At 48.3% G+C, this 22502-nt stretch carries 11 protein-coding genes and 1 pseudogene; 10 read left to right on the top strand and 2 right to left on the bottom strand.

The window, feature by feature from the left end; all coding sequences use genetic code 11:
* Positions 1-104 precede the first annotated feature (104 nt).
* The 8 genes from FJQ58_RS11270 to FJQ58_RS11230 all read left to right on the top strand — a co-directional run bounded on the left by FJQ58_RS11270 (position 105) and on the right by FJQ58_RS11230 (position 16932).
* Positions 105-2405 (top strand): helix-turn-helix domain-containing protein, encoded by a 2301-nt coding sequence (locus FJQ58_RS11270; protein WP_139993352.1) that lies wholly within the window; start codon positions 105-107, stop codon positions 2403-2405.
* 35 nt (positions 2406-2440) lie between these two features.
* The gene (locus FJQ58_RS11265; RefSeq protein ID WP_139993350.1) at positions 2441-4099 is read left to right on the top strand and encodes an extracellular solute-binding protein; all 1659 of its coding nucleotides are present in this window, start codon (positions 2441-2443) and stop codon (positions 4097-4099) included.
* Positions 4100-4429: 330 nt separating this feature from the next.
* Positions 4430-5377, top strand: coding sequence for an ABC transporter permease (locus FJQ58_RS11260; protein WP_420799830.1), 948 nt, complete (start codon positions 4430-4432; stop codon positions 5375-5377).
* A 14-nt stretch (positions 5378-5391) separates the two neighbouring features.
* Positions 5392-6312 carry a carbohydrate ABC transporter permease gene (locus FJQ58_RS11255; protein WP_139993348.1) on the top strand — a complete coding sequence of 307 codons (921 nt, stop codon included), beginning with the start codon at positions 5392-5394 and terminating at the stop codon, positions 6310-6312.
* Between the two features lie 116 nt (positions 6313-6428).
* A complete protein-coding gene (locus FJQ58_RS11250; protein ID WP_420799828.1) occupies positions 6429-8090 on the top strand; it encodes an extracellular solute-binding protein in 1662 nt (553 codons plus the stop codon).
* 77 nt (positions 8091-8167) lie between these two features.
* A complete protein-coding gene (locus FJQ58_RS11245; RefSeq protein WP_139993346.1) occupies positions 8168-13726 on the top strand; it encodes a X2-like carbohydrate binding domain-containing protein in 5559 nt (1852 codons plus the stop codon).
* Between the two features lie 1573 nt (positions 13727-15299).
* Positions 15300-16427 (top strand): SGNH/GDSL hydrolase family protein, encoded by a 1128-nt coding sequence (locus FJQ58_RS11235; RefSeq protein ID WP_139993344.1) that lies wholly within the window; start codon positions 15300-15302, stop codon positions 16425-16427.
* Positions 16428-16710: 283 nt separating this feature from the next.
* On the top strand, positions 16711-16932 hold the full coding sequence (locus FJQ58_RS11230) for a hypothetical protein (protein WP_139993342.1): 222 nt from the start codon (positions 16711-16713) through the stop codon (positions 16930-16932).
* A gap of 62 nt (positions 16933-16994) precedes the next feature.
* Here the strand turns inward: FJQ58_RS11230 and FJQ58_RS32910 are convergent.
* Positions 16995-17177, bottom strand: a pseudogene (locus FJQ58_RS32910) (GNAT family N-acetyltransferase); the annotation flags it as partial.
* 757 nt (positions 17178-17934) lie between these two features.
* The gene (locus tag FJQ58_RS11220) at positions 17935-19911 is read right to left on the bottom strand and encodes an alpha-amylase family protein (protein ID WP_139993340.1); all 1977 of its coding nucleotides are present in this window, start codon (positions 19909-19911) and stop codon (positions 17935-17937) included.
* A 136-nt stretch (positions 19912-20047) separates the two neighbouring features.
* Here FJQ58_RS11220 and FJQ58_RS11215 point away from each other — a divergent pair, with 136 nt between their 5' ends.
* Entirely contained in the window at positions 20048-20920 is an 873-nt protein-coding gene (locus tag FJQ58_RS11215; protein WP_139993338.1) for an AraC family transcriptional regulator, read from the top strand.
* A gap of 200 nt (positions 20921-21120) precedes the next feature.
* Positions 21121-22341 (top strand): MFS transporter, encoded by a 1221-nt coding sequence (locus FJQ58_RS11210; RefSeq protein WP_238403984.1) that lies wholly within the window; start codon positions 21121-21123, stop codon positions 22339-22341.
* The last annotated feature ends 161 nt before the right edge of the window (positions 22342-22502 follow it).

Here is a 22502-nt window from a genome sequence, read left to right as displayed (position 1 = left end):
TTCGCGTGAGTAGGGTATTATGAATGAGCGAAGTTATTTTTAGGGGAGAGTATATGTTATCGGTTTAATGTAAGCGCTATTATTTAGAGAGAGGTGGGTTGACCGTGCCAAAATACTCGACTATATTTCGCAAATTTCTTGTTTCTTATCTGATCATATTGATCATACCCAGCATTGCCGGTTTCGTTTCCTATCGTACCTCCATCTCGGTAACGGAATCCATCTCGATTGAAAATAGCGTGACGCAGCTGCAGCGAAGCCAGGAAATTTTGGAGAGACGGATGGACGAGGTGGAGGGCTTTACAAGGCAACTGGCGCTGAATCCCGACTTGAACAAATTAATGAATGAGAAGAAAAACGATGATTTGGTCAACGTGTACGGAATTTGGAGCTTGGTCAGGCAGGTAACGCCGTTTAGCCAGACGAATGACTTTTTGCAGAACTATTTTATCTACTTAAATAATTACGACGTTATCTTTACGCAGGGGTCTGCCTATTTCCGGCCGGAGCATTATTATCAAAATTTCCGCTATAATGACCTGACGCTGGAGCAATGGAAGAGCACGATACTGAACCAAACCCATCGAAGTGAAATTAAGCCCTTAACCCCGTTTATGAGCAATGCAAGGCAGACCTCTGTGGTCACGTATATGCAGTCGCTTCCGCTTGATAGCTTTAGCGGCTCATCGCCGGCCACCGTTGTTGTTATGATAGATGAAGAGAACATTTCCAGCCTGCTAGCCGGACTTGAGGACCGGTATGGCGGATGGGCTCACATCAGCGACGCGAATGGCAATACCGTTGGACTGCGCGGAATTAATGAAGAGGATGCCCGAAAGCTGACCTCGGATGCCCGCCTGCTGCCGGATAAGGTCAGCCAGTTCTATAACGACGATCTAGTCATTACGATTCATTCCAAAAAAAATGGCTGGGTATACCGTGCTGGTATTCCGAAGCTAGTGCTGATGGAAAATGCGAATCAAATTAAGTACATTACTTGGCTCGTTACAGGCGCAGCATTGCTGCTTGGCTTGCTGGTCGGGCTGCTTCTCTCCTACCGGAACAGCGCGCCGATTAACCGCCTTCTCTCCGTCATGAAGGAGCAGTTTGGCAAGGACGGCGTTGCCGTTCGCAATGAGTATGATTTCCTGCAAGGCAATATTTCCAATATTATCACGAACAACCGCCTGCTCGAAAATGAATTGAAAAGGCAGCTTCCGCTGGTCAGGGATGGGTTTCTGAAACGGCTCATCGCTGGTGAATTTCAAACGGTAGATGAGATTACAGCCGCTGCCGTACAAGCGGATACGACGTTTGATTCCAGCGAAGGCTTCGTTGGCATTTTGCAAATTAATGGGTATTCCGGCATGGACAGCGTGGAAATCCTGAATGAGCTGTATGCAGCTCGTTTGATTTTGAAGCAAAACCTATCTGAACTCGATGGCCAGCTGCATATGACAGATTTGGGATCGGACCGGATTGTCATTATTCTTACCGCCCTCAAGGAGGAGCAAGATTGCGAGTCTGCGAAGGAACGCATGAATGATACGCTCGAGAAGCTCTCGGATATGGCATACAGTGAGTACAAAATTTCAATTACGGCCGCATTCGGCGGTTCCTTCTTTGCGATGATTGAGGCTAGCCACTCTTATGAGCAGGCGAAGCAGACGATGGAATACGCCGAATATAACAGCAAAAAAAGCATCCTATGGTTCAATGATTCGAGGCTTGAAACGGCAACATATTATTATCCGATGGATATTGAGCAGCGGCTGATCAGTACGATCCGTGCTGGTGATCCGGAAGAAGCAAGGCGCATGGTCTTGTCGGTCATGGAGAAAAATACGGAAAACCAGCAGCTCTCCGCCGAGATGAAGCAGCAGCTGGTGGGTGAGCTGAAGGGAACGCTTCTCAAGCTTCTCGACCAGAAGGCATTTATGGAATCAGAGCTGCTGCATGCGTTAAAAAATCAAATCATTAGCATTCAGGCCTCCAATGCAATCTTTGTCATTCAGGACGAGATTATGGCGATCGTGGATGCGCTATGCGGTGTCATCAACAGCAAGAAAAATCATGCCCATATTCAAATGGTCGAGGAGATCAAGCAATTCATAGCTGAAGCCTATAGCGATTCGGAGCTGACTCTTTACCGCATTGCCGAGAAGGTAGAGAGGCCGGAGAAATATATTTCTCAATTGTTCAAGGAAGTAACGGACACGAACGTATCTGATTATTTGGAGATGGTTCGCATTGAGAAGGCTTCCGACCTGTTAAAGAGCAATGCCTGCACGGTCGACGAAATTGCGGCTCGTGTCGGTTACAACAGCTCCCACTCCTTCCGCCGGGCATTCAAGCGGGTAATGGGGGTCGCACCAAGCTCTTATCGGCAATCGATCAAAATATAGGCTATCGTTTTTTAAAGCGTAAGGAGAGGATCAGGTTGAAGAGAGCAACGGTTGGCCTAGTGGCGCTTGTCACGCTCTTCGGCTTGCTGTTATCCGCATGCTTGCAGAGTAACGGAGCGGCAGAAACCGAAGTGGCCCAAGGGACAGACAAAGCGCCGGCCTCTTCGGTTAAGCCGGTGGAGATCAGCGTTTTTGCCCAACAGGACTTGGGCATTGATTTAAAAACAAATGATTTTAGCAAATTTCTGGAGGCGAAATTTAACGCAGCCTTCGACTGGGACGTTGTTTCCATGGATGGGGCCAGAGAGAAGCGGCAAATTTCACTGGCAAGCGGAGATTTTCCGGATGCTTACATTTTAACGTCGTATATTGATCAATTCTCGCAGTCCGATGTATTGAAATATGGCAAGCAGGGCGTCTTTCTGCCGCTAAACGAGCTTATTGAGCAATATGCGCCTAACATTAAAGCGGCCATGGAGAAGGACCCTGTTCTAAAGGCTTTCAATACGGCCCCTGACGGCAATATCTATGGTCTAGTCGCATACAGCGAATGCTTTCATTGCTCCTATCCGAACAAGATGTGGGTCAATACGAGCTGGCTGGATAAGTTAGGGCTTGAAATGCCCCGTACGACAGCGGAGTTCAAAGCGATGCTTGAAGCCTTTAAGCAAGAGGATCCCAATGGCAACGGACTTCCAGACGAGGTTCCCCTTACCGGGTCCATCGAGGATTTTGGCGTTCATATCATTCCTTACTTGATGAACGGTTTTATTTATGATGACGACCGCCAATATTTATTCATGTCCAATGGCAAAGTGGATACGGTGGCCGATAAGCCCCAGTGGAAGGAAGGCATCGCCTACATTAAATCGCTTTATGACGAGGGATTAATTGATCCGGGGGCATTCATTCAAAATGCGGAGGCTCTCAAAAAAATTGGGGACAACTCGGATGAGGTTATCCTTGGGGCTGCCGCCGCTATGCATCCCGCTATTTTTGTCAGCGAGCGAACCAGGGATTATGCGCCGTTGCCGCCGTTGACCGGCCCCTATGCTTCTTATGCTACTTTTGAGAGCTCGGGCATACAGCCAGGCGCCAAATTTGTTATTACGAATAGGGCGAGCGTTGAAGCGCAAATTGCGTTAATTAAGATGGTGGATTACATGTATACGCCCGAAGGCCAAACGATGGCGCAAGCCGGACTTGAGGGGGTGGGCTGGAGGAAGCCGCAGGCCGGAGAAAAAGCGCTGGATGAACGTCTTGAGCCTATGTTCTCCAACCTTATCCCGATAGAGAACGCGAAGCCGACCAATTCCGGCTGGAGCGGGATGGCGCACTTCTATATGCCAAGGGAGTATCGCGAGAGCTGGGTCGCTAGCCCAGACATCTATGCCGCGGACGGCTATGAGCGCCGCCTTCGCGATGCTACGCTGCTGTATGAAGGGCATGAGCCGAAGGAGCTTTATCCGATGTGGAAAGTGTGGATGGACCCGGAAGAGGCAGATGAAGCGGGCATACTCCAGACGAATCTTGCCAATTACATTGACCAAAGCATGATCCAATTCATCACCGGCAATTTGGAACTGGACAAGGATTGGGATAATTACGTGCTCGGGCTCCGCGGCATGCAGGTGGATCGTTACGTTGAAATCATGCAGGCCGTTTACGATCAATCGCTAGTCACAGAGAAATAAAGCGATAAACGCTAACCATGCCCTTGCCACAAAGATAGCGACAAAGCATCTTTCTAATCAAACAGAGGTTATTCCAACAAGCAGCTTATGGCTTGCTGGAATAACCTCTGTTTTTTTGTGCATGTTTGCGCGGCAGTACCGCGCGAAACCGGGAAATGTACGCCAGAGCGGCGATTTGCCCCCCCAAAACCGCCGATTTTGTACGTTAAAATACCCAAATGTACCTGTTGGGAAGTGGTCTTTTTCTACTATGATCAGTCGTATAGAAAGCGCTACCATACATCTGGGGCTAGCTACTTAGGGGGGATTGTTCTGGAAAAAGAAATTGTACTGAATAACAAGACGTTAAACAAAAAGGGCAAACGGAGCCTCGCGGACGAAGCGGTCATCAGCTTCAAAAAGCATTGGCAGCTGTACCTGATTGTCATACCGCCTGTGCTGTTTTTTCTAATCTTTAAATATTATCCGATGCTAAACGCGGTTCTCGCATTTAAGGATTACAACGTAATTAAGGGCATCTGGGGTAGCCCGTGGGTCGGCTTTAAGAACTTTCAGCTGTTCTTCGATAATCCAATGTTCTGGACGCTTGCCAAAAATACGATATTAGTGAGCGGATATTTGCTGCTGGCCGGGTTTCCGATTCCGATCCTGCTCGCTTTGATGCTCAATGAGATCCGTAACGGACGCTTTAAGCGGCTTGTCCAGCTTGTGACTTTCGCGCCGTATTTCATATCCACGGTCGTGATGGTATCGATTATTATGCTGTTCCTCGCGCCAAGGCTTGGATTTGCCAATGTAGCGCTCAATTATTTCGGCTTCGATTCGGTTAATTTCCTGGGTGAGGCCAGCATGTTCCGCTCCATTTACGTGTGGTCGGATATCTGGCAGACGGCAGGCTACTCCGCAGTCATTTATTTGGCCGCTCTATCGGGCATTGATCCGACGCTTTACGAAGCTGCAAAGGTGGACGGAGCGTCGCGCTTCCAGAAGATTGTCCACGTCGATTTGCCTGGCATTTTGCCAACGATCACCATCATTCTGATTCTGAATGTAGGCAGCGTCATGGCGATTGGCTTCGAGAAAATTTATTTGCTGCAAAATCAGCTCAACATCGTCAATTCCGAAATTATCGCGACTTACGTATACAAAATAGGGCTTCTAAACGCGAATTACAGCTTCGCTACGGCAGTCGGCTTGTTCAACTCATTAATTAATCTCGTGTTGTTGTTTACGGTCAATGGCTTGGCCAAACGGTTCACGAAATCAAGCATTTGGTAAAGGGGAGTGCGCCTATGGCATCGGCAAAAATAGCAATGCAGACACCAAAGAGACAGACCATCAAAGATTCGATGGGCGATCGGATATTCATGATCGTGATTTACACTATTCTCACGCTGGTTCTAATCGCGGTCATCTATCCGCTCATTTATATTCTTAGCAGCTCAATCAGCAGCCCGTCTGCGGTTACGTCAGGCCGCGTCTGGCTGTGGCCCGTCGATATTTCCTTCAAGGGCTTCAAGGTGTTGTTCGATACGCCGCAGATTATGCAGGGTTACGGCAATTCCTTGTTCTACACGGTAGCGGGAACGATGATCAGCGTCGTGCTTACCGTCATGATTGCATATCCGATGTCGCGAAAATCGTTTTTTGGCCGGACCGTCATCATGATGCTCATTACCTTCACCATGCTCTTTAGCGGCGGCTTAATTCCTACGTATATGGTCGTCAAGGAGTTTGGCATGATCGATTCGCGGTGGGCGCTGCTCATTCCGAATGCCGTCTGGGTATGGCAGGTGATTATTGCAAGGTCCTTCTTTCAGAACTCGATTCCGGATGAGCTGTTCGAAGCAAGCGAGATCGACGGCTGCAGCGATATTCGGTTTATGCAAAGCGTAGTCCTTCCGTTATCCAAGCCCATTCTCGCTGTGCTCTTCCTGATGTATGGCGTCGGACAATGGAATGCCTACTTTGATGCCCTCATTTATTTGAAATCGTCTAATCTGTTTCCGCTTCAGCTGGTATTGCGCAGCATCATCATTATGAACAACAGCGCAAGCGTTACCGATGCGCTTAAGCAGGTGGAGAGACAGCAGCTGTCAGAGCTGTTGAAATACTCCTTGATCGTTGTAGCCACGCTGCCTGTCCTGATTATGTACCCTTTCGTGCAGCGTTACTTCGTACAAGGGATGCTGGTCGGTTCCGTCAAAGGCTAATGAGCCGCAGGGAGCGATACGGGAAAACAGCTAAGAGAGGAGGTGGTAGGTATGTAGCGTAAGCGATAGACAAGTTAAGGTTGACCCACCATAAATCGAAAAGGGAGCGAATTCAATTGAAAAAGAGACTAGTAAGCTTGTTGGCGATCGTTATGATGACCAGCATGGTGCTTGGTGCTTGCTCGACAGATAACAAGCCTTCCAATGCTGCAACAAACAAGCCTCAAACGGAAGAGACGGGAGCAACCGCACCGGTAGAGGTTAGCATTTTTGCCGTACAGGAGTCGAACATTGACCTGCCTACGAATAAATTCACGAAATTCGTTGAAGAAAAATTCAACATCAAGCTGAAGTTTGAATCGACGCCGCCGGATGGCGCGAAGGAAAAACGCCAGATTTCACTCGCAAGCGGCGATTATCCGGATGCCTACATGCTGCCGGGTTATATCGATCAGTTTACGCAAGCTGACGTTGTGAAGTATGGCAAGCAAGGGGTGTTGGTGCCTCTGAATGATCTTATTGAGAAGTATGCTCCTAACATCAAAGCGGCTATGGAAAAGGATTCTGATTTGAAAGCGTTTAACACAGCGCCGGATGGCAATATCTACGGTCTTGTCGCTTACAGCCAGTGCTTCCACTGTTCCTATCCGAACAAAATGTGGATCAATACGAAGTGGCTGGATAAGCTGCAGCTGGAAATGCCAAAAACACCGGAAGAATTCAAAGCGGTTCTAAAAGCATTTAAAACGCAAGATCCAAATGGCAACGGCATTGCGGACGAAGTGCCGCTCAGTGGTTCGACGGAGGATTTTGGCGTACGCGTCATTCCATTCCTCATGAACGGCTTCGTCTATGACGACGACCGGAACTACCTGAACCTGACAAATGGCAAGGTTGAGTCGGCAGCGCTTAAGCCGGAATGGAAAGAGGGCTTAACGTATATCAAATCCCTGTACGACGAGGGCTTGATTGATCCAGGCGCATTCGCGCAAAACGCGGAAGCATTCAAAAAAATCGGCGAAAACGGCGACGCTCAAATTCTAGGCGCCGGAGCCGGCATGCACCCTGCTATTTTCGTTAATATCGATGTAGGCAACAAAAACTCTGCGGATTACAATCCAGTACCACCGCTGACAGGGCCGCATGGCTCGTTCGCTACTCATGACGGCGGCGGCGTTGCTCCTGGCGCAAAATTCGTCATCACGAACAAGGCTTCGGAAGAACAACAAATTGCTCTTATTAAATTGGTTGATTACATGTTCACAGAAGAAGGACAAACGAACAGTGCTTCCGGTATGGAAGGCATTGACTGGAGAAAGCCGAAGGAAGGCGAAGTTGCGCTTGGAGAAGGCGTAGAGCCGAAGGTTGCAACGATTCCTGCGGTTGAAGGCGAAGCTCCTCGTAATGCAGGCTGGAGCGGAACGGCTCACTTCTACATGCCGAGAGAATACCGCGACAGCTGGGTTCAAGGTACGGACATTTATGATTCTGCCAACTACGAGCGCAGATTGTACCAAGCGACGCTTCAGTATCAAGGCCACGAGCCGAAGGAACTATTCCCGCTTTGGGCGATCTGGATCGATAACGCTGAGGTTGACGAGGCGAGCATTCTGCAAACGAACATCAAATCGTACATCGAGCAAAACGCGCTTCAATTCATCACGGGCAACAAAAGCCTTGAGAAGGATTGGGACGCTTACGTAAAAGGCTTGCAAGATCTGAAAATCAACCGTTACTTGGAGATTTTGCAAAAAGCATACGACCAATCGTTTAAATAAGGACAATTTCAAAGGATCAGGTTATTTATTGCGAGATAAAAACCTGATCCTATTTTACAACAAAAAGGAGATAAATAATGACGCAAATGATGAAAAAATCACGATTGTGGCTGCTGGTCATCGTTTTGTTGACGGCCCAACTGGGCATTGTGCTGCCAAAGGCAAACGTAGCGGAGGCGGCTAACAACGGCTTGGCCGCAAAGCCTTACATGGGCTGGAGCAGCTACAGTCTCCAGGTGTTTACTGGAAATGGACAGTGGATTACCGCAGCGAACATTAAGGCGCAATCGGATGCCATGCATGAGAAGCTTCAGCCTTACGGCTACGAGTATATTAATATTGACGCAGCTTGGAACGGCGGAATGGACGGCTACGGCAGACCGATTCCGAGCACGACCTTGTACCCGAACGGGTTCCAAGAGGTCATCGATTATGTCCATGCCAATGGGCAAAAGATCGGGTTATATGGCATTCCTGGCCTATCGCCGCAAGCGTATGATCAGGACTTGCCTATTTACGGCGCTCCGGGCTGCTCGATGCAGGACATTGCTGCGCAGCCGATTCAGGAATCGGATTATTGGGGCCTCGGCTACAAAATCGATTTCAATCAGCCTTGTGCCCAAAGCTATATTAACTCCATTGCAGACCTTTATGGCGAATGGGGCATCGACTTTCTGAAATTTGACAGCGTAACGCCGGGATCAGGCATTTCCGATCTGTCCCTAGATGCGCGCGATGACGTGAAAGCGTGGTCACAGGCGCTAGCTCCGCACAAGATCTGGCTTGAGCTTTCTTGGGCGCTTGATATCAAATACATTGATTACTGGAAAGAATATGCGAACGGCTGGCGAGTAGACTGGGATATTGAGTGCTATTGCGGCGACGGCGGCCTAACGACTTGGCCAAGCATTGCAAGATTGTTCCCGAAAGCGGAGCAATTCTGGCGTCATGCGGGTCCGGGCGGTTGGAATGATTTTGACTCGCTCAACATTGGAAATGGTGCGATGGACGGCATTACGCCGGACGAGCGTCGCTCGGCCATGTCATTCTGGGCGATCTCTTCCGCACAGCTGTACATCGGCAATGATATGACCAATCTGGATGAATACGGACTGGAGCTGTTAACGAACGAAGAGGTTATTGCTGTCAACCAAGCAGGACGGCCGGGACATCCGGTTTCGACAGCGACAGAGCAGCAGGTATGGTATGCGAATAATGGCGACGGCAGCTATACGGTGGGGCTGTTTAACCTTGGCAGCTCGGCGGCGACAGTGAATGTGAACTGGTCGGATATCGGCTTGACAGGTCCAGCATCAGTGCGCGATCTGTGGAGCTATGAGGATTTGGGTATTTTTAACACAGGCTATAGCTCGGTTGACCTGCCATCCCATGCCTCGCGCTTGTTCAAGGTCGTGGCGCAGAATGGAACGGTTACAGCTAACGATGATGATACCGGGTTTAAATACAACGGCGAATGGACGCGCAACGGCGGGCAGGAGCTAGCAGGCGACAAACAAAACTTAGTGATTCATGTAAGCGATACCACAGCGCAAAACAGCACGATTTCACCAGCAACAGCAAGCTTCAATAAGAAGACATCGGAGCAAGCCGACGTCTCTACCACAGTAACCTTGAACGGAAATACGCTAAGCAGCCTTTCGAATAACGGTGTAACGCTGACTCAGGGTACGGATTATACGGTGGCTGATGATGTGGTTACAATAAAAAAGGAATATTTGGCGACTAGGCCCGTAGGGCTGACAAACCTGGCCTTTGTGTTCAGCGGCGGGGCATCGAAGAGCCTGGCGGTGACGGTAAGCGACACGACTGTCCGCGATAGCGGCGTGACGCCAGCCACGGTCAGCTTTGACCAAAAGCCGTCGGCACAAGCCGATATTACGCTGACAACTTCATTAAGAGGCAATGCCTTAACGGGTGTTGCGCATGAGGGGAATGCACTGACGGAAGGGGTGGATTATACCGTATCCGGCAGCCAGCTTACGCTTAAGCAAGCCTTTCTGGCTTCACTGCAGACAGGCACAACAAAGCTAACCTTTACCTTTAACGCGGGAGCCGAGCAAAAAGTATCGTTGGTCGTAAGAGATACCTCAATCGGCGGCTCCATCTCGATTAATGACGATGACTCCTCCATTGCTTACACAGGGGGCTGGAACCGAAGCTACAACCGTGGCCTAGGCGACTACAAGGACGACGTGCATTATGCGGAAGCCAACAACAACGATTATTTTGAGTATACGTTTACTGGAACGGGCATTGAGTTCATCACGGAGCTTGATCCGTCTCAAGGCGAGATGGACATTTACATCGACAATGAATTCAAGCAAACGGTAAGCACTTATAATTTGGGCAGAATGGCGCAACAGCCGGTTTATAACATTACGGGACTTTCAAACGGAGCACATACGCTTAAAGCAGTCAAAAAATCTGGCTACTTTATGCTGTTGGACAAACTGCGGGTAAGCGTACCGGATTTAATCGGCGCAAGCACCGCAGCCTTCGATAAGGCGCAGCAGCAGCAAGCGGACCTTTCGGTAACAACTACGGGCGACGTTAGCGGCCTAAGCGGCATAACGAATGGTGCGTCGGCGTTGATTGCGGGCACTGATTATACGGCAGCGGGAAATACCGTTGTGCTTAAGAAGGAATATCTTGCCGCACAGCCGCTTGGCACGACAAGCTTGATCTTCGCTTTTAACGGCGGAGCAACGCAGACGCTTGCAATTGCCATTAGCGATTCATCGGCAACGAACAGCGACATTACACCAAAAACAGCTAGCTTTGACAAAAAAACGGCTGAGCAAGCCGATGTTGCCACAACGTTGACACTGAACGGAAATACGCTTAGCGGCATCACGAATGGCGCGACGACGTTAGTTCAAGGCAGTCATTATTCCGTTGCGGATGATGTCGTAACGATTCACAAGTCTTATTTGGCAGCATTGCCAAACGGTATCGCGAATCTGACCTTTGCATTCGACCAAGGGGAGTCGCAGACACTAACGATTACCGTTAGCGATTCTACGGGCGAGAGCAGCTCGATTATCCCGTCGGCGCTTAGCTTTGACAAAAAAGCAGGGGCACAGGCAGATATCTCTACTAGCGTGACCTTTAACGGAAACAGCTTGGTAGGAATTTCCGATGGGGTGACAGCGCTTCAAGCTGGCGACGATTACCTGGTATCCGGCAGCCAGCTTACGATCAAGAAGGAATATTTAGCAAGCAAGCCAAACGGCATGACGAATCTTACCATAACCTTCAGTGCGGGCGTTGACCAAACACTGGCGATTGCGGTTAGCGATACGTCCAGAGGCCGCTATGTTGCGATCAACAATGACGATAGCGAAATTTCGTACAAAGGTGCATGGCAGCACGGCCGCAACCGTGGACTTGGCGATTACAAGGATGATGTTCATTATACGGAAAATAACAACGATTATTTTGAATACACGTTTAAAGGAACCGGCATTGAACTCATCACAGAGAAGGAATCTGCACAGGGCGATATCGATATTTATGTGGACAACGTCTACAAGCAAACGGTGAGCACTTACAGTGCGAATAGGCAGGTGCTGCAAACGGTATACAGCATCGACGGGCTGAACGATGGAACACATACGATCAAAGCTGTGAAAAAGTCGGGCTATTACATGCTGATTGACCAATTGAAGGTGAAAATAGCCGATATGATTAGTCCTGACGCAGCCGACTTCGATAAAACGGCACAATCCGATATTACGACGTCATTAAGCATTGATGGCAGCAATCTTCTGAGCATTAAGAACGGCGGCACTGCTCTGACAGCGGGCACCGATTATACGATTGCGGGCAATGCCATTACGATTAAGAAGGAATACCTTGCTGCTCAACCGGATGGTGCAGTCAGCCTGGCTATTGCCTATAAAGGCGATTTCCAAAATGACTTGCATGGCACGCAAGCAAATGGGGATTATGTGCAATTTACGTTTACCGGAACAGGTGTAGAGCTGCTTACTCCAAAATCAGCTTTGCAAGGAGATATCGATGTTTACATCGATGGCGTGCTTGAGGATACGGTAAGCGCGTACTATGCCAATCGACTTACGCAGCAAGCCGTATTCAGCATCTCAGGCTTGGCAAATGGCAAGCATACGCTGAAGGCTGTGAAAAAATCCGGCGACTATATGCTGGTAGATGGCGTGCGGTTCACCGTGGACGCTGCAACGCTGCCATCGCCGACACCGACGCCATCGCCGACACCGACGCCATCGGATGAGCCGACAGCATCGCCATCAGCGGAGCCGTCTACATCACCATCGACGGAACCATCTGCAACCCCAACGCCGACACCAACCTCACCTTCTACGCCTGGCGGAGTTACGACTCCTCCTCCTGCAAAGGAGACGATCAGCATTGATGTGGGCTCAGGTAAAGCGGTCATTACGCGCACCACGCAAGCGGACGGCAAGAAGCACGACGAGGTAGCGATGACGGCAGAGCAAGTCCGTAAAGCGCTGGAGGGTCTGAGCGCATCGGGAGCTCAAGCCGTAAACATTGTCGTTACAGATGCAAAGGACGAAGTTGCGCAAACGAATGTGACACTGCCAAAGGAAGCAAATGCAGAGCTGGCCGCAGCTAAACTAGGCTTGGGCATCGCGACGGATTACGCTAAGGTTTTGGTGCCGAGCTCGTTATTCGAAGGTTTTTCGGATAGTCTTTACTTCCGTTTTGTACCAGTGAAGGAAGCGGCTAAGTCGCAGGAAATATCCGTTAGGGCAGGTAAAGAAGCTGTGATTAAGCTCGTGGCAGGAAATAAAGGAGCAGAAGTGGTCGGCCGCCCGGTAAGTATCGAAACGAACGTGAAGCATGGGGCGGTAACGGTAATTCTTCCTTTGAAGGACGTTAAGCTGTCCGAGTCGGAGTGGAAGAACCTGGGCGTATACATTGAGCATAGCGACGGATCGAAGGAGCTGTTGAAAGGAGAAGTCGTCACGTTTAACGACAAAGGCGACAAAGGACTTCAATTTACAGTTACCGGGTTTAGCTTGTTCTCTCTGATTCATGTGCCAGGCTTGGCGGAATCGTCTTTCGATTCTCCTTATATGAATGGCTATGAGGATGGTACCTTTAAGCCGGACAAAAAAGTAACCCGTGCCGAAATCGCCGCGATTCTGTCCCGTCTAGTCTCTCGCGAGGCTGTTTCGGCGGATATCGCATACGGTGACGTTGACGCATCGAATTGGGCAAAGGAAGCTATTTCCCAAGTAACCCAAATGGGCTTAATGAAGGGTTACGAAAATGGCAGCTTTGGTGCAGCGAAGTCCATTACTCGCGGTGAAATGGCGAAGCTGGTCTCTACGCTAATTGGCAGCTCAGACAAAACCGGAGCAGGCTTTACGGATGTTGCGGACCACTGGGCGAAAGCCGATATTTTAAACGTGCAGGCAGCCGGTATCATTAGCGGTTATGCGGACGGCAGCTTCAAGCCAAATGGCGAGCTTACGCGCGCGGAAGCGACGAGCATTATGAACAAGCTGTTAGGCAGAGCTAAGCTGGGCAATGCCTCGCAGTCACCGTGGAAGGATGTACCGGGAACACACTGGGCATTTGGCGATATTTTAGCAGCATCGGTGAAGTAGTACGAGCAAGGGAGCCTTCCTGCAACTGAGGGAGGGCTCTCTTCCATTTTTACCGATGTGATTGGAAGGTCGAATTGTGTCAGTAGAAATTAGTGAAAGAGAGTAGTAAAAGAGAGTAGTGACAGGAAGTAGTAACTAGGAAGTAGTAATAGAGAGTAGTCTTAGCTAAGCGTTCGGGTAAGTAGTTGTAATGAGGACTCTTAGTAATCAGTCTAGGTGAATAGTTCTTGAAATAAATTTCAGTAAATCGTCCAGGCGGGTAGGGGAAGTAAATGGATTTAGTAAAAGTTCTAACCCGTAGTCCCACCAAGTAGCTATCTTGTATTTTTGCAACGTAGAGGCGTAAATCTGGTGTTATCTGGTATGTATCTTGTACTTTATACAATATAGATGCTTTCTTTTACCCCGAAATAGCCACGATTGAGCGAAGTTAATGCAATGATACAACATAGATGTGTTTAAAGGACAAATAAGCGCGAAGTTAGTGTAAATGTGCAGGATAGAGCTATCACGTAGGGGCTAGAATTAGGGAGGGCAATAATAAGAGTAATAGTAATAGTAATAGTAATAGTAATAGTAATAGTAATAGTAATAGTAATAGTAATAGTAATAGTAATAGTAATAGTAATAGTAATAGTAATAGTAATAGTAATAGTAATAGTAATAGTAATAGTAATAGTAATAGTAATAGTAATAGTAATAGTAATAGTAATAGTAATAGTAATAGTAATAGTAATAGTAATAGTAATAGTAATAGTAATAGTAATAGTAATAGTAATAGTAATAGTAATAGTAATAGTAATAGTAATAGTAATAGTAATAGTAATAGTAATAGTAATAGTAATAGTAATAGTAATAGTAATAGTAATAGTAATAGTAATAGTAATAGTAATAGTAATAGTAATAGTAATAGTAATAGTAATAGTAATAGTAATAGTAATAGTAATAGTAATAGTAATAGTAATAGTAATAGTAATAGTAATAGTAATAGTAATAGTAATAGTAATAGTAATAGTAATAGTAATAGTAATAGTAATAGTAATAGTAATAGTAATAGTAATAGTAATAGTAATAGTAATAGTAATAGTAATAGTAATAGTAATAGTAATAGTAATAGTAATAGTAATAGTAATAGTGATATGAGCAGTACAAGAACAGTACAAGAGCACTAATAAGAGTTTTAAAAGTAGCAATAACCGCAACAAAAAGCTCTAGCCCATAGCCCCACGAAGCAGCTATCTTGTATTTTTGCAACGTAGAGGCGTAAATCGGGTGTTATCGAGTGTGTATCTTGTACTTTATACAATATAGATGCTTTCTTTTACCCCGAAATAGCCACGATTGAGCGAAGTTAATGCAATGATACAACATAGATGTGTTAAAAGGACGAATATGTGCGAAGTTAGTGTAAATGTGCAGGATAGAGCTATCACGTAGGGTCAGAATTAGGAGGGCAATAATAATAATAGTAATTTGAGTAATACCAAGAACAGTACTAAAAATAGAAAAGGAAGCCAATGTGTTCAAAGTAAAGAGAATATGCCGATTACTTTGAGTTAGAAGGAGCTGCGATATGATTCAAGATAAAGAACAAGGCAAAGGTTATTTTCAGATACGGCGAGGGCTGCCGAATGTAGCTCGTAAGCTTGCCGGAGTTGACCCTTTTGTGGTTGCTTTTATAGGCGGTTCGATTACCGAGGGCTATGGAGCGTCTGAGCCGGATGAGACAAGCTGGCGGGCGTTGACCGGAAATTACTTGAAGAAACGTTACCCGCAAGGAATGGTTATTTGCATAAACGCGGGGGTTGGAGGCACGACCTCGACCTTTGGTGCACATCGTATGGCGCAGCATGTTATGGCGAATGGTGAAATTGATTTGTTGTTTGTGGAATTCAGCGTCAATGACGGGGAAGACCGCGAGGAGTCAATTAGAGGGGTGGAGGGGATTGTCAGGCAATGCAGACGTTTATCCCCGCATGCTGATATCTGTTTGGTCTATACGGCGGCGGACAAAAACTTATCAGTCGATAGTCCATTTAACATAGCGGTTCATGAGGAGGTCGCCTCTCATTACGAGCTTCCTTCGATTAACCTGGCGGCAGGCATTCGTGCGTTGATCCAGAAGGGGGAAATTCGCTGGGAGGAGCTGGCTCCTGATTTAGTCCATCCGAATGATGCGGGTTATGCACAGTATGCGGTGTATGTGCAGGCTTTTTTGGAGGAGGTGCTTGCACTGCCGGTTTCGAGCTCCCTCTCTACAATGATGCTACCAACGCCATTAATGGAAGGAAATTACGAGTTTGGAGCGATGTTGGATATAAATCATGTGGAGCAGCAGAATGATTTCAAAATAACAGAGGTTAAGCCGGAACCGCTGATCAACTGGAGGTATGGCCTAGAGCATCTGTCTACGGACAAGCCGGATTCACAATTTTCGTTCATTGCCTCAGGAAGAAGTTCGGGGCTGCTGCTCTTATGCGGCCCAGACACAGGGATATTCGAATATTCCTTAGACGGGTTAACCTTTCATGCGGTAAATTTGTTCGATGAATGGTGTCTAGGGGCATATCGGCCAATCATTGCGGTGTTTCAGCTTCAACCGGACGTTGTAAGCACACGTGTAATTGTACGCAATACTGCGCAAAAGGATGAACGAAGCAAGGGTACTGGTTTGCGCGTGTTGAAGCTGCTGAGTAGTTAATTTTTATACGATATCCTGTGTGGACGTCAATCTATGACTGGGTAAGTAGTGGTCAAAAGTTAACTGTAAAAACCGCAAAATAAGCCAATGTTGAAATGATGAAATATCATCCCTGCTGAACAAAAGGTAAATATGTTAATTTTTACTTATAGTGGAGAGGAAGTACTTTCGTTGAAATGGAAACTGTTATTTGTGCTGCATGGTTCGTAGCTTTAGATGCAGCAGGCACATTTCATTTATGAGCCTAACGATTGGGAATAACCCTGGGCAGGAGGGAGGAGAAATGAAACCTAATAAGAAACGATTGAAACACCGCATGCTACTCGCATTTCCAATATTGGTTTTTATTATGATGATGTTGATTAGCTCATTTTATCTATCTGATTTATTTATATCATTTGGATTAGCTCCAAAAGAGGTTTACTATATCCATCTTATCGTAATTTTTACCTTTCTAATTGGTTATTTTTCGGCTGAGCTATATCGGTTTGTGCAATCAAAATGAAAGTGAATAACAAGGAGGCTATCAATGCTATGCTGTGGTAACCTCCTTGCTTGGGTGAAGATTTACTTAAAGAAAACGCTCGAATACTCCACTACCCCCGAAACTTCCTCAAGGGCTTGTTCTTGCAGCTCAAGCGCCATAAAAACCTCATCTTCTACTTCGAAAGGCGCTTTAATGCCCCATAACGATGACGGCTGGAAGCCGAATTTGGAATAGTATTGTGGGTGGCCCATGACAATGATAGATGCGGCGTTTCGAAGTGGAGCTACCAACTGATGTTTGGTTTGGTCGCTGAACGCCATATCGGCAAACGCAAGTTCCACGACTTTTCGGTTATTTATAATCACCCGGTCGTTCCTGTCTGATCATTCTGCTATTCACCATTAATCACTCCTTATGTGCTGCTGCTGGCTCATTTGTAGTTTGTCATATCAAGTCTTCGACGATTTGGCTTGTTCGTTATAGTATATTTTGCTATGAGTAAACTGAACTTGCCAGGGCGGGCATGGGGGCGCGCGCGCGACTGCTACTTCTAAGTTTAGCTGGAATTTCTCCCGTTAAAATAAGGGATTTTACCCTTCCGAGGCTTTTAGTGGGAATTTCTCCTTCTAATACGGGGGAAAAGCAGGATTTCGGGATTATCTCTAAAATTAACAGGAGAAATTCCAGCTAGTTCCCGTCACGAGCGAATATGGCTGGTTTAACGGGAGAAAATCCAGCTATTTCCTGGGACGAGCGAATATGGCTAGTTTAGCAGGAGAAAATCCAGTTAGTTCCCGGGATGAGCGACTACAGCTGGTTTAGCGGGAGAAATTCCATCGAGTTCCCGACACGAGCGAATATGGCTAGTTTAACGGGAGAAATTCCAGCTAGTTCTCGGTCCGAGCGAATATGGCTAGTTTAGCGGTTTAGCATGAGAAGTTCCAGCTAGTTTTACGCCAATAAGAAAAATAATAAAAACCCCCGCAACCGATAACCATCATCGGCAGCAGGGGCCAAATCTTAGAATTGAAGAACGACCATCTGGTGGCAGGACCACTGCGGTATGGTGTAGCTGACGATGCCGTTCTCTTGGCGGAACGGAAGCGGCGTGTTCTCGGGAGCCAGATATACCTCGCGTACCGGCTCGGCAGCAGTGATGGCTACCTCTGTATCGTGAAGCACGGGAATATCTTCTATGATTTCGACGTTTTGCCCTCTGCGAACAGGTGAGGCATAGAGCAGGTGGTTAATCCAACGGTTAGAGCCGTTTTGTGCTTGCAGGGTGGTAACTCCCTGAGCAGGCAAATTTGTACGGAGCGTTTTGTCCGTCAACAAGCGATCCAGCGCGTACAAAATGAATTCTTTGACAGGCAGGCTGCCCTTGAGCGCGTAATCCTCGAATACATTCCAAGCAACGTAAATGCCAGCTGGCCCTTCCGTCATGCCAGGTCCCGAATTTTCTAAATCGGATGGGGTATGCTGATGCGAGCAGAAGGTGAACAGATCGCGGTTGAAGTAGCTGTTCTCCTTGCTTCCAAGAACGGTGCCGCCCGCCGATAGCTCGACGTCCTGTCCTTCGGTATACATAACGAACGAAGCATTGCGAAGAGCAGGCAGCTCAAAGTTTGGTTTAAAATAGGACGGTTTAAAAGGAGAAACGCCCTTCCATTGGACGCCAAAGTCGAATGCAAAGCCAGCACCGTCAGTAGAGAGGCTTGATTGCCCTGTAGCGAGCAGCTTGCCGCCTTTAGCGACAAAAGCAGTAAGCTTTGCTTGGATTTGCTCCGTGATTAGGATGGCGTCCGGCAAAATAACGACTTTGTATGGGCTTAAATCAGCCTGCGTATCGACCACATCAAACAGAAAATTTCCTTCCAGTAATATTCGTACGGCGCCGGTATCGGAATGCTTGCTGTTCTCGTCAATCGCGGTGCCGCCTTCTTCGTTAGAAGCTGCCTCGACGGACAATAAAGCGATATCCGAAATAGCGGTTACCTCGCGGCACCACGCTTCCTTGGCTTCCACTTCCTTATAGGCTTCGCCGATTAAGGCATAGGTCGCAGGATCCATAAAGCCTACCGGGTGCAACTGGTCACCGATGGAGCAGCGTGCCCCGTTAGCTAGGCTTAAAGCGGCCTCGTACCGCAAGGCGTTAGGATGCTTAAACCCGCCGAACTCGCCCCATGAAAGATGGAATTTTCCTGTCATGCCGAGATAATCCATGCCCAGCGTTTGAGCGTAGCGCGCAGAGAGCGGGAAGTGGTCATAGCCCCAGCCGCCCGTAGGAAGGGATTCAAGCTCCAAATGCGTATTCACATGGGCGAGATCACGACGTCCCCGAGCAACGTGGCTGCTGTTATGGTAGACAGGAAGGCCAGGCTTGATATCGTGGACGGCATCATTCATTTTTTTCGTATAGTTGAAATACGTCTCTTCCCACATTTGCTTCATGTCGCTTAATTGGCGCGGATCGGAGCCGCGTCTGCGAATTTCGGCCACGCAATATTGGCAGTAACACTCGCGAACGTCAACGATATCAAGGAAAATGCCGTCTGCATCATAGTTCGTCACCACTTCTTTCACTTGCGCGGCGAGGACATCAACATAGGGTGTATTCATGCAAAATTGGTGATAACCAGGCGTCATAAAGTTGGGCGACCAATTGGTTTTTTCGTTTTGATCACGGATTAGCCACTCGGGGTGTGTGCGCGCTAGCTTCTCATCAAGCCCGGCGGATAAGTAAACAGGCGTGTTTACCCCAATCTCGTGTGCGGCTTCAATTTGGGCTCCCAGCAGATCAAACGAGAGATGCGGATGCATTTCATTCGCCGTCGATGGATGATAAGCCCAGCCATGATGGCATTTGGAGAAAACGGTAATAGAGTCGACGTGGCCAAGCTTCAGCATGTCCTGAAATTGCTGTTTGGAAAATTGGCTGCCGATGCCTTTAATGGCTTCGGATGTATGGAAATCGAGATGAACCTGACGGAATCTCATGCTTGCTTCCTCCTCATGATTACATGGTAATATAAGATTATATCTACCACTGTAATAGAAGAGAGTTCATGATACATCCGACAATTTCGACTTTACATAGTACGATTTCTGCTTTTAAAGAAAGGAGAGATAGGCGATGCAAGTGCTTGAATTACAGGTCCCGCCATTTCCGCTGCTGGCGGCTATCGGCTATTCGCTGTGGCAGCCTGGCGTGCTCCATGCAGAGCGTCAATTTGAGGTGTTCGATTTGGTTGTGTGCACCAAAGGAGCGCTCTATATGGAGGAGGACGGTATCGTCTACGATATTCATCAGGGGATGATGCTGGTACTGGAGCCGGGGAAGACTCATCGCGGCTATCGGCCAACGGATTTGGAAACCGAGGTGTATTGGATCCACTTTCAATACCCGTTATCTAACCAACCTGTTCTTATCGAAAAAAACAATTGGCAGCAGCCGCTGCTGCAGCGTACAGATCAGGATATTGAGCCTCATCCTGCCACGGTCGATATTCCCAAATTTGCCGAGGTGGATCTGCGGAATCTCCTTCCCATGCTGGATCTCATGCTTGAGCTGCATCAGGTACTGACAAAGCAGCGTTCCTTCGAGCTGCATGTTTTGCTGGGGCAATTTTTTGTGCAGCTGCAGAACGGGATGCGTCAGAACAGTCCGCAAGCGCGTTCGTATATTTTGAGCGAGAAGGTCGCGGCTTATTTAGCAGCCGAACTGGAGCATCCGTTCGATTCTGGACAAATGGAGCGCGAGCTGCATTATCATTTTGACTATCTGGCCCGCTGCTTAAAGCAATATACGGGGATGAGCCCGATGCAGTACCGGCATCACTTGCAAGTGGAGCGCGCGAAGCGGCTGCTTGCCCATACGGAGCTGCCGCTTAAGGAAATCGGGGGCTTGTGCGGACTTGCGGATAACAATTATTTTACCCGGTTATTTAAGCGCCAAACGGCACTCACGCCGGGCGAATACCGGAAGCAATACCAGGTGTTTCGATAGGGTTCGGCGTGGATTCCGGAAGAGAGCGATTCTAGGCTCAAAAAACGCCGTTACGCTTCATTAGGCGCAGCCAACAGGAGGTTTCCTTGTTTTATCGCTAAGGGGCGGTTTTTGAACAAATGGTAAAGGAGGCGTATAGTGGGTAATAGTGAAAATAGGCCGGAAAAATAGTTTACGTCGCACAGGGGAGGTGGCCATCCGTGGAACCGTGGAAACGTACCATGTGGATCCTATGGTTCGGAGTTCTTTTTTGCAGCTCAAGCTATACGATGTCGGTGCCATTTCTGCCGCTCTTTCTGTTTGATCTCGGAGTGCCGGAGAGCTCGGTCAATTTATGGGCTGGCATCGTCCATTCCTCCGCATTTCTTGTAGGCGCCGTCATGGCCCCCTTATGGGGGCTGCTTGCGGACAAATACGGGAAGCGGAAAATGGTCATCCGGGCGGGGCTCAGCCTAGCCATTATTTACGCCTTGATCGCTTTCGTCCAGACGCCGTGGCAGCTTGTCGGCGTTCGCATGCTGCACGGCTTCGTTGGCGGCTTCGTTCCCGCATCGATGTCGATCGTAGCCTCCGTAGCTCCTAAGGAGAAGCTGGGCTGGAGCCTCGGCATGATGCAGGCCGGCACGATGACCGGCGGCATTCTTGGTCCGCTGTTCGGCGGGCTGCTCGCGGAGGCATTCGGTCTCCGCAGATCATTTGTTGTGGCGGGATTTATCATTCTTGCAGCCACCATAGCGGTTGTCGTGTGGGTAAAGGAAGGCAAAGCGGAGCCGGCAGAAGCAGCCGCCGCAGGGAAGAAACGCGTGCAGCCGGTCACGTACCGAATGGCTTTCCGCAATCGCGCGCTGATGAGCATGCTGGCATTGCTCGCGATCTTCCAGCTGTCGGTGAACATGATACAGCCGCTGCTTACGCTGCATATCGCCAAGCTGCAAGGCGGCTTGCAAGGGGCCGTGCTGTCCGCCGGCTTTGTGCTTTCTCTTATCGGAATCGCGGGGATACTCGCTTCCCCAGTCTGGGGCAGGCTCGGCGAGCGGAGAGGGTATTACCGCATACTCGTGGTCTGCTTGTTATGCGCGGGCCTCGTCGTCAGCACGCAGTTTTTCGTCCAAAGCTTATGGCTGTTCGCCATCGTGCAGTTCATATTCGGATTGTTTATGGCGGGGATCGCGCCAATCGTCAATACGCTTGTCGTGCAAAGCACGGATGAACAGTTCCGAGGCAGATCGTTTGGCTTAACCACGAGCGCGAATCAGTTCGGGGCGATGCTCGGGCCGCTCATCGGCGGCTTGCTGGGGCTGGCTGTCGGCATTCATTGGATCTTTGTCGCTACCGGAATGATCATGGTGGCGGCAGGAATCAGCGTATGGCTGAAGCGAAGATACGAGCTTGGACAAGCGTCGGCGGTAAACCGGGGATAAGCAGGATAATCTCCGCAAACAAGGAAAGGCCTTGCCGGATGGCAGGGCTTTTTTTGTCTTGTTTCATAGGCAGGGCTTTTTTGACCTGTTCAATAGGAAGAACCATTGCCGCAGCATGACAAGAAAATACTCGGTTAGACAAATTATGATATAGTGTGGTT

This window comes from Paenibacillus paridis, from assembly GCF_006345825.1.
In the GTDB taxonomy this organism is placed as follows: Bacteria; Bacillota; Bacilli; order Paenibacillales; family Paenibacillaceae; genus Pristimantibacillus; species Pristimantibacillus paridis.
Note: the sequence above shows the minus strand (reverse complement) of the source record. Positions and strands in the feature narration are given on the sequence as shown.

Excerpts from the sequence above, each read along its gene's own strand:
- FJQ58_RS11245 (WP_139993346.1), top strand. The coding sequence starts at position 8,168 with ATGACGCAAATGATGAAAAAATCACGATTGTGGCTGCTGGTCATCGTT.
- FJQ58_RS11235 (WP_139993344.1), top strand. The coding sequence starts at position 15,300 with ATGATTCAAGATAAAGAACAAGGCAAAGGTTATTTTCAGATACGGCGA.
- FJQ58_RS11255 (WP_139993348.1), top strand. The coding sequence starts at position 5,392 with ATGGCATCGGCAAAAATAGCAATGCAGACACCAAAGAGACAGACCATC.
- FJQ58_RS11220 (WP_139993340.1), bottom strand. The coding sequence starts at position 19,911 with ATGAGATTCCGTCAGGTTCATCTCGATTTCCATACATCCGAAGCCATT.
- FJQ58_RS11215 (WP_139993338.1), top strand. The coding sequence starts at position 20,048 with ATGCAAGTGCTTGAATTACAGGTCCCGCCATTTCCGCTGCTGGCGGCT.
- FJQ58_RS11230 (WP_139993342.1), top strand. The coding sequence starts at position 16,711 with ATGAAACCTAATAAGAAACGATTGAAACACCGCATGCTACTCGCATTT.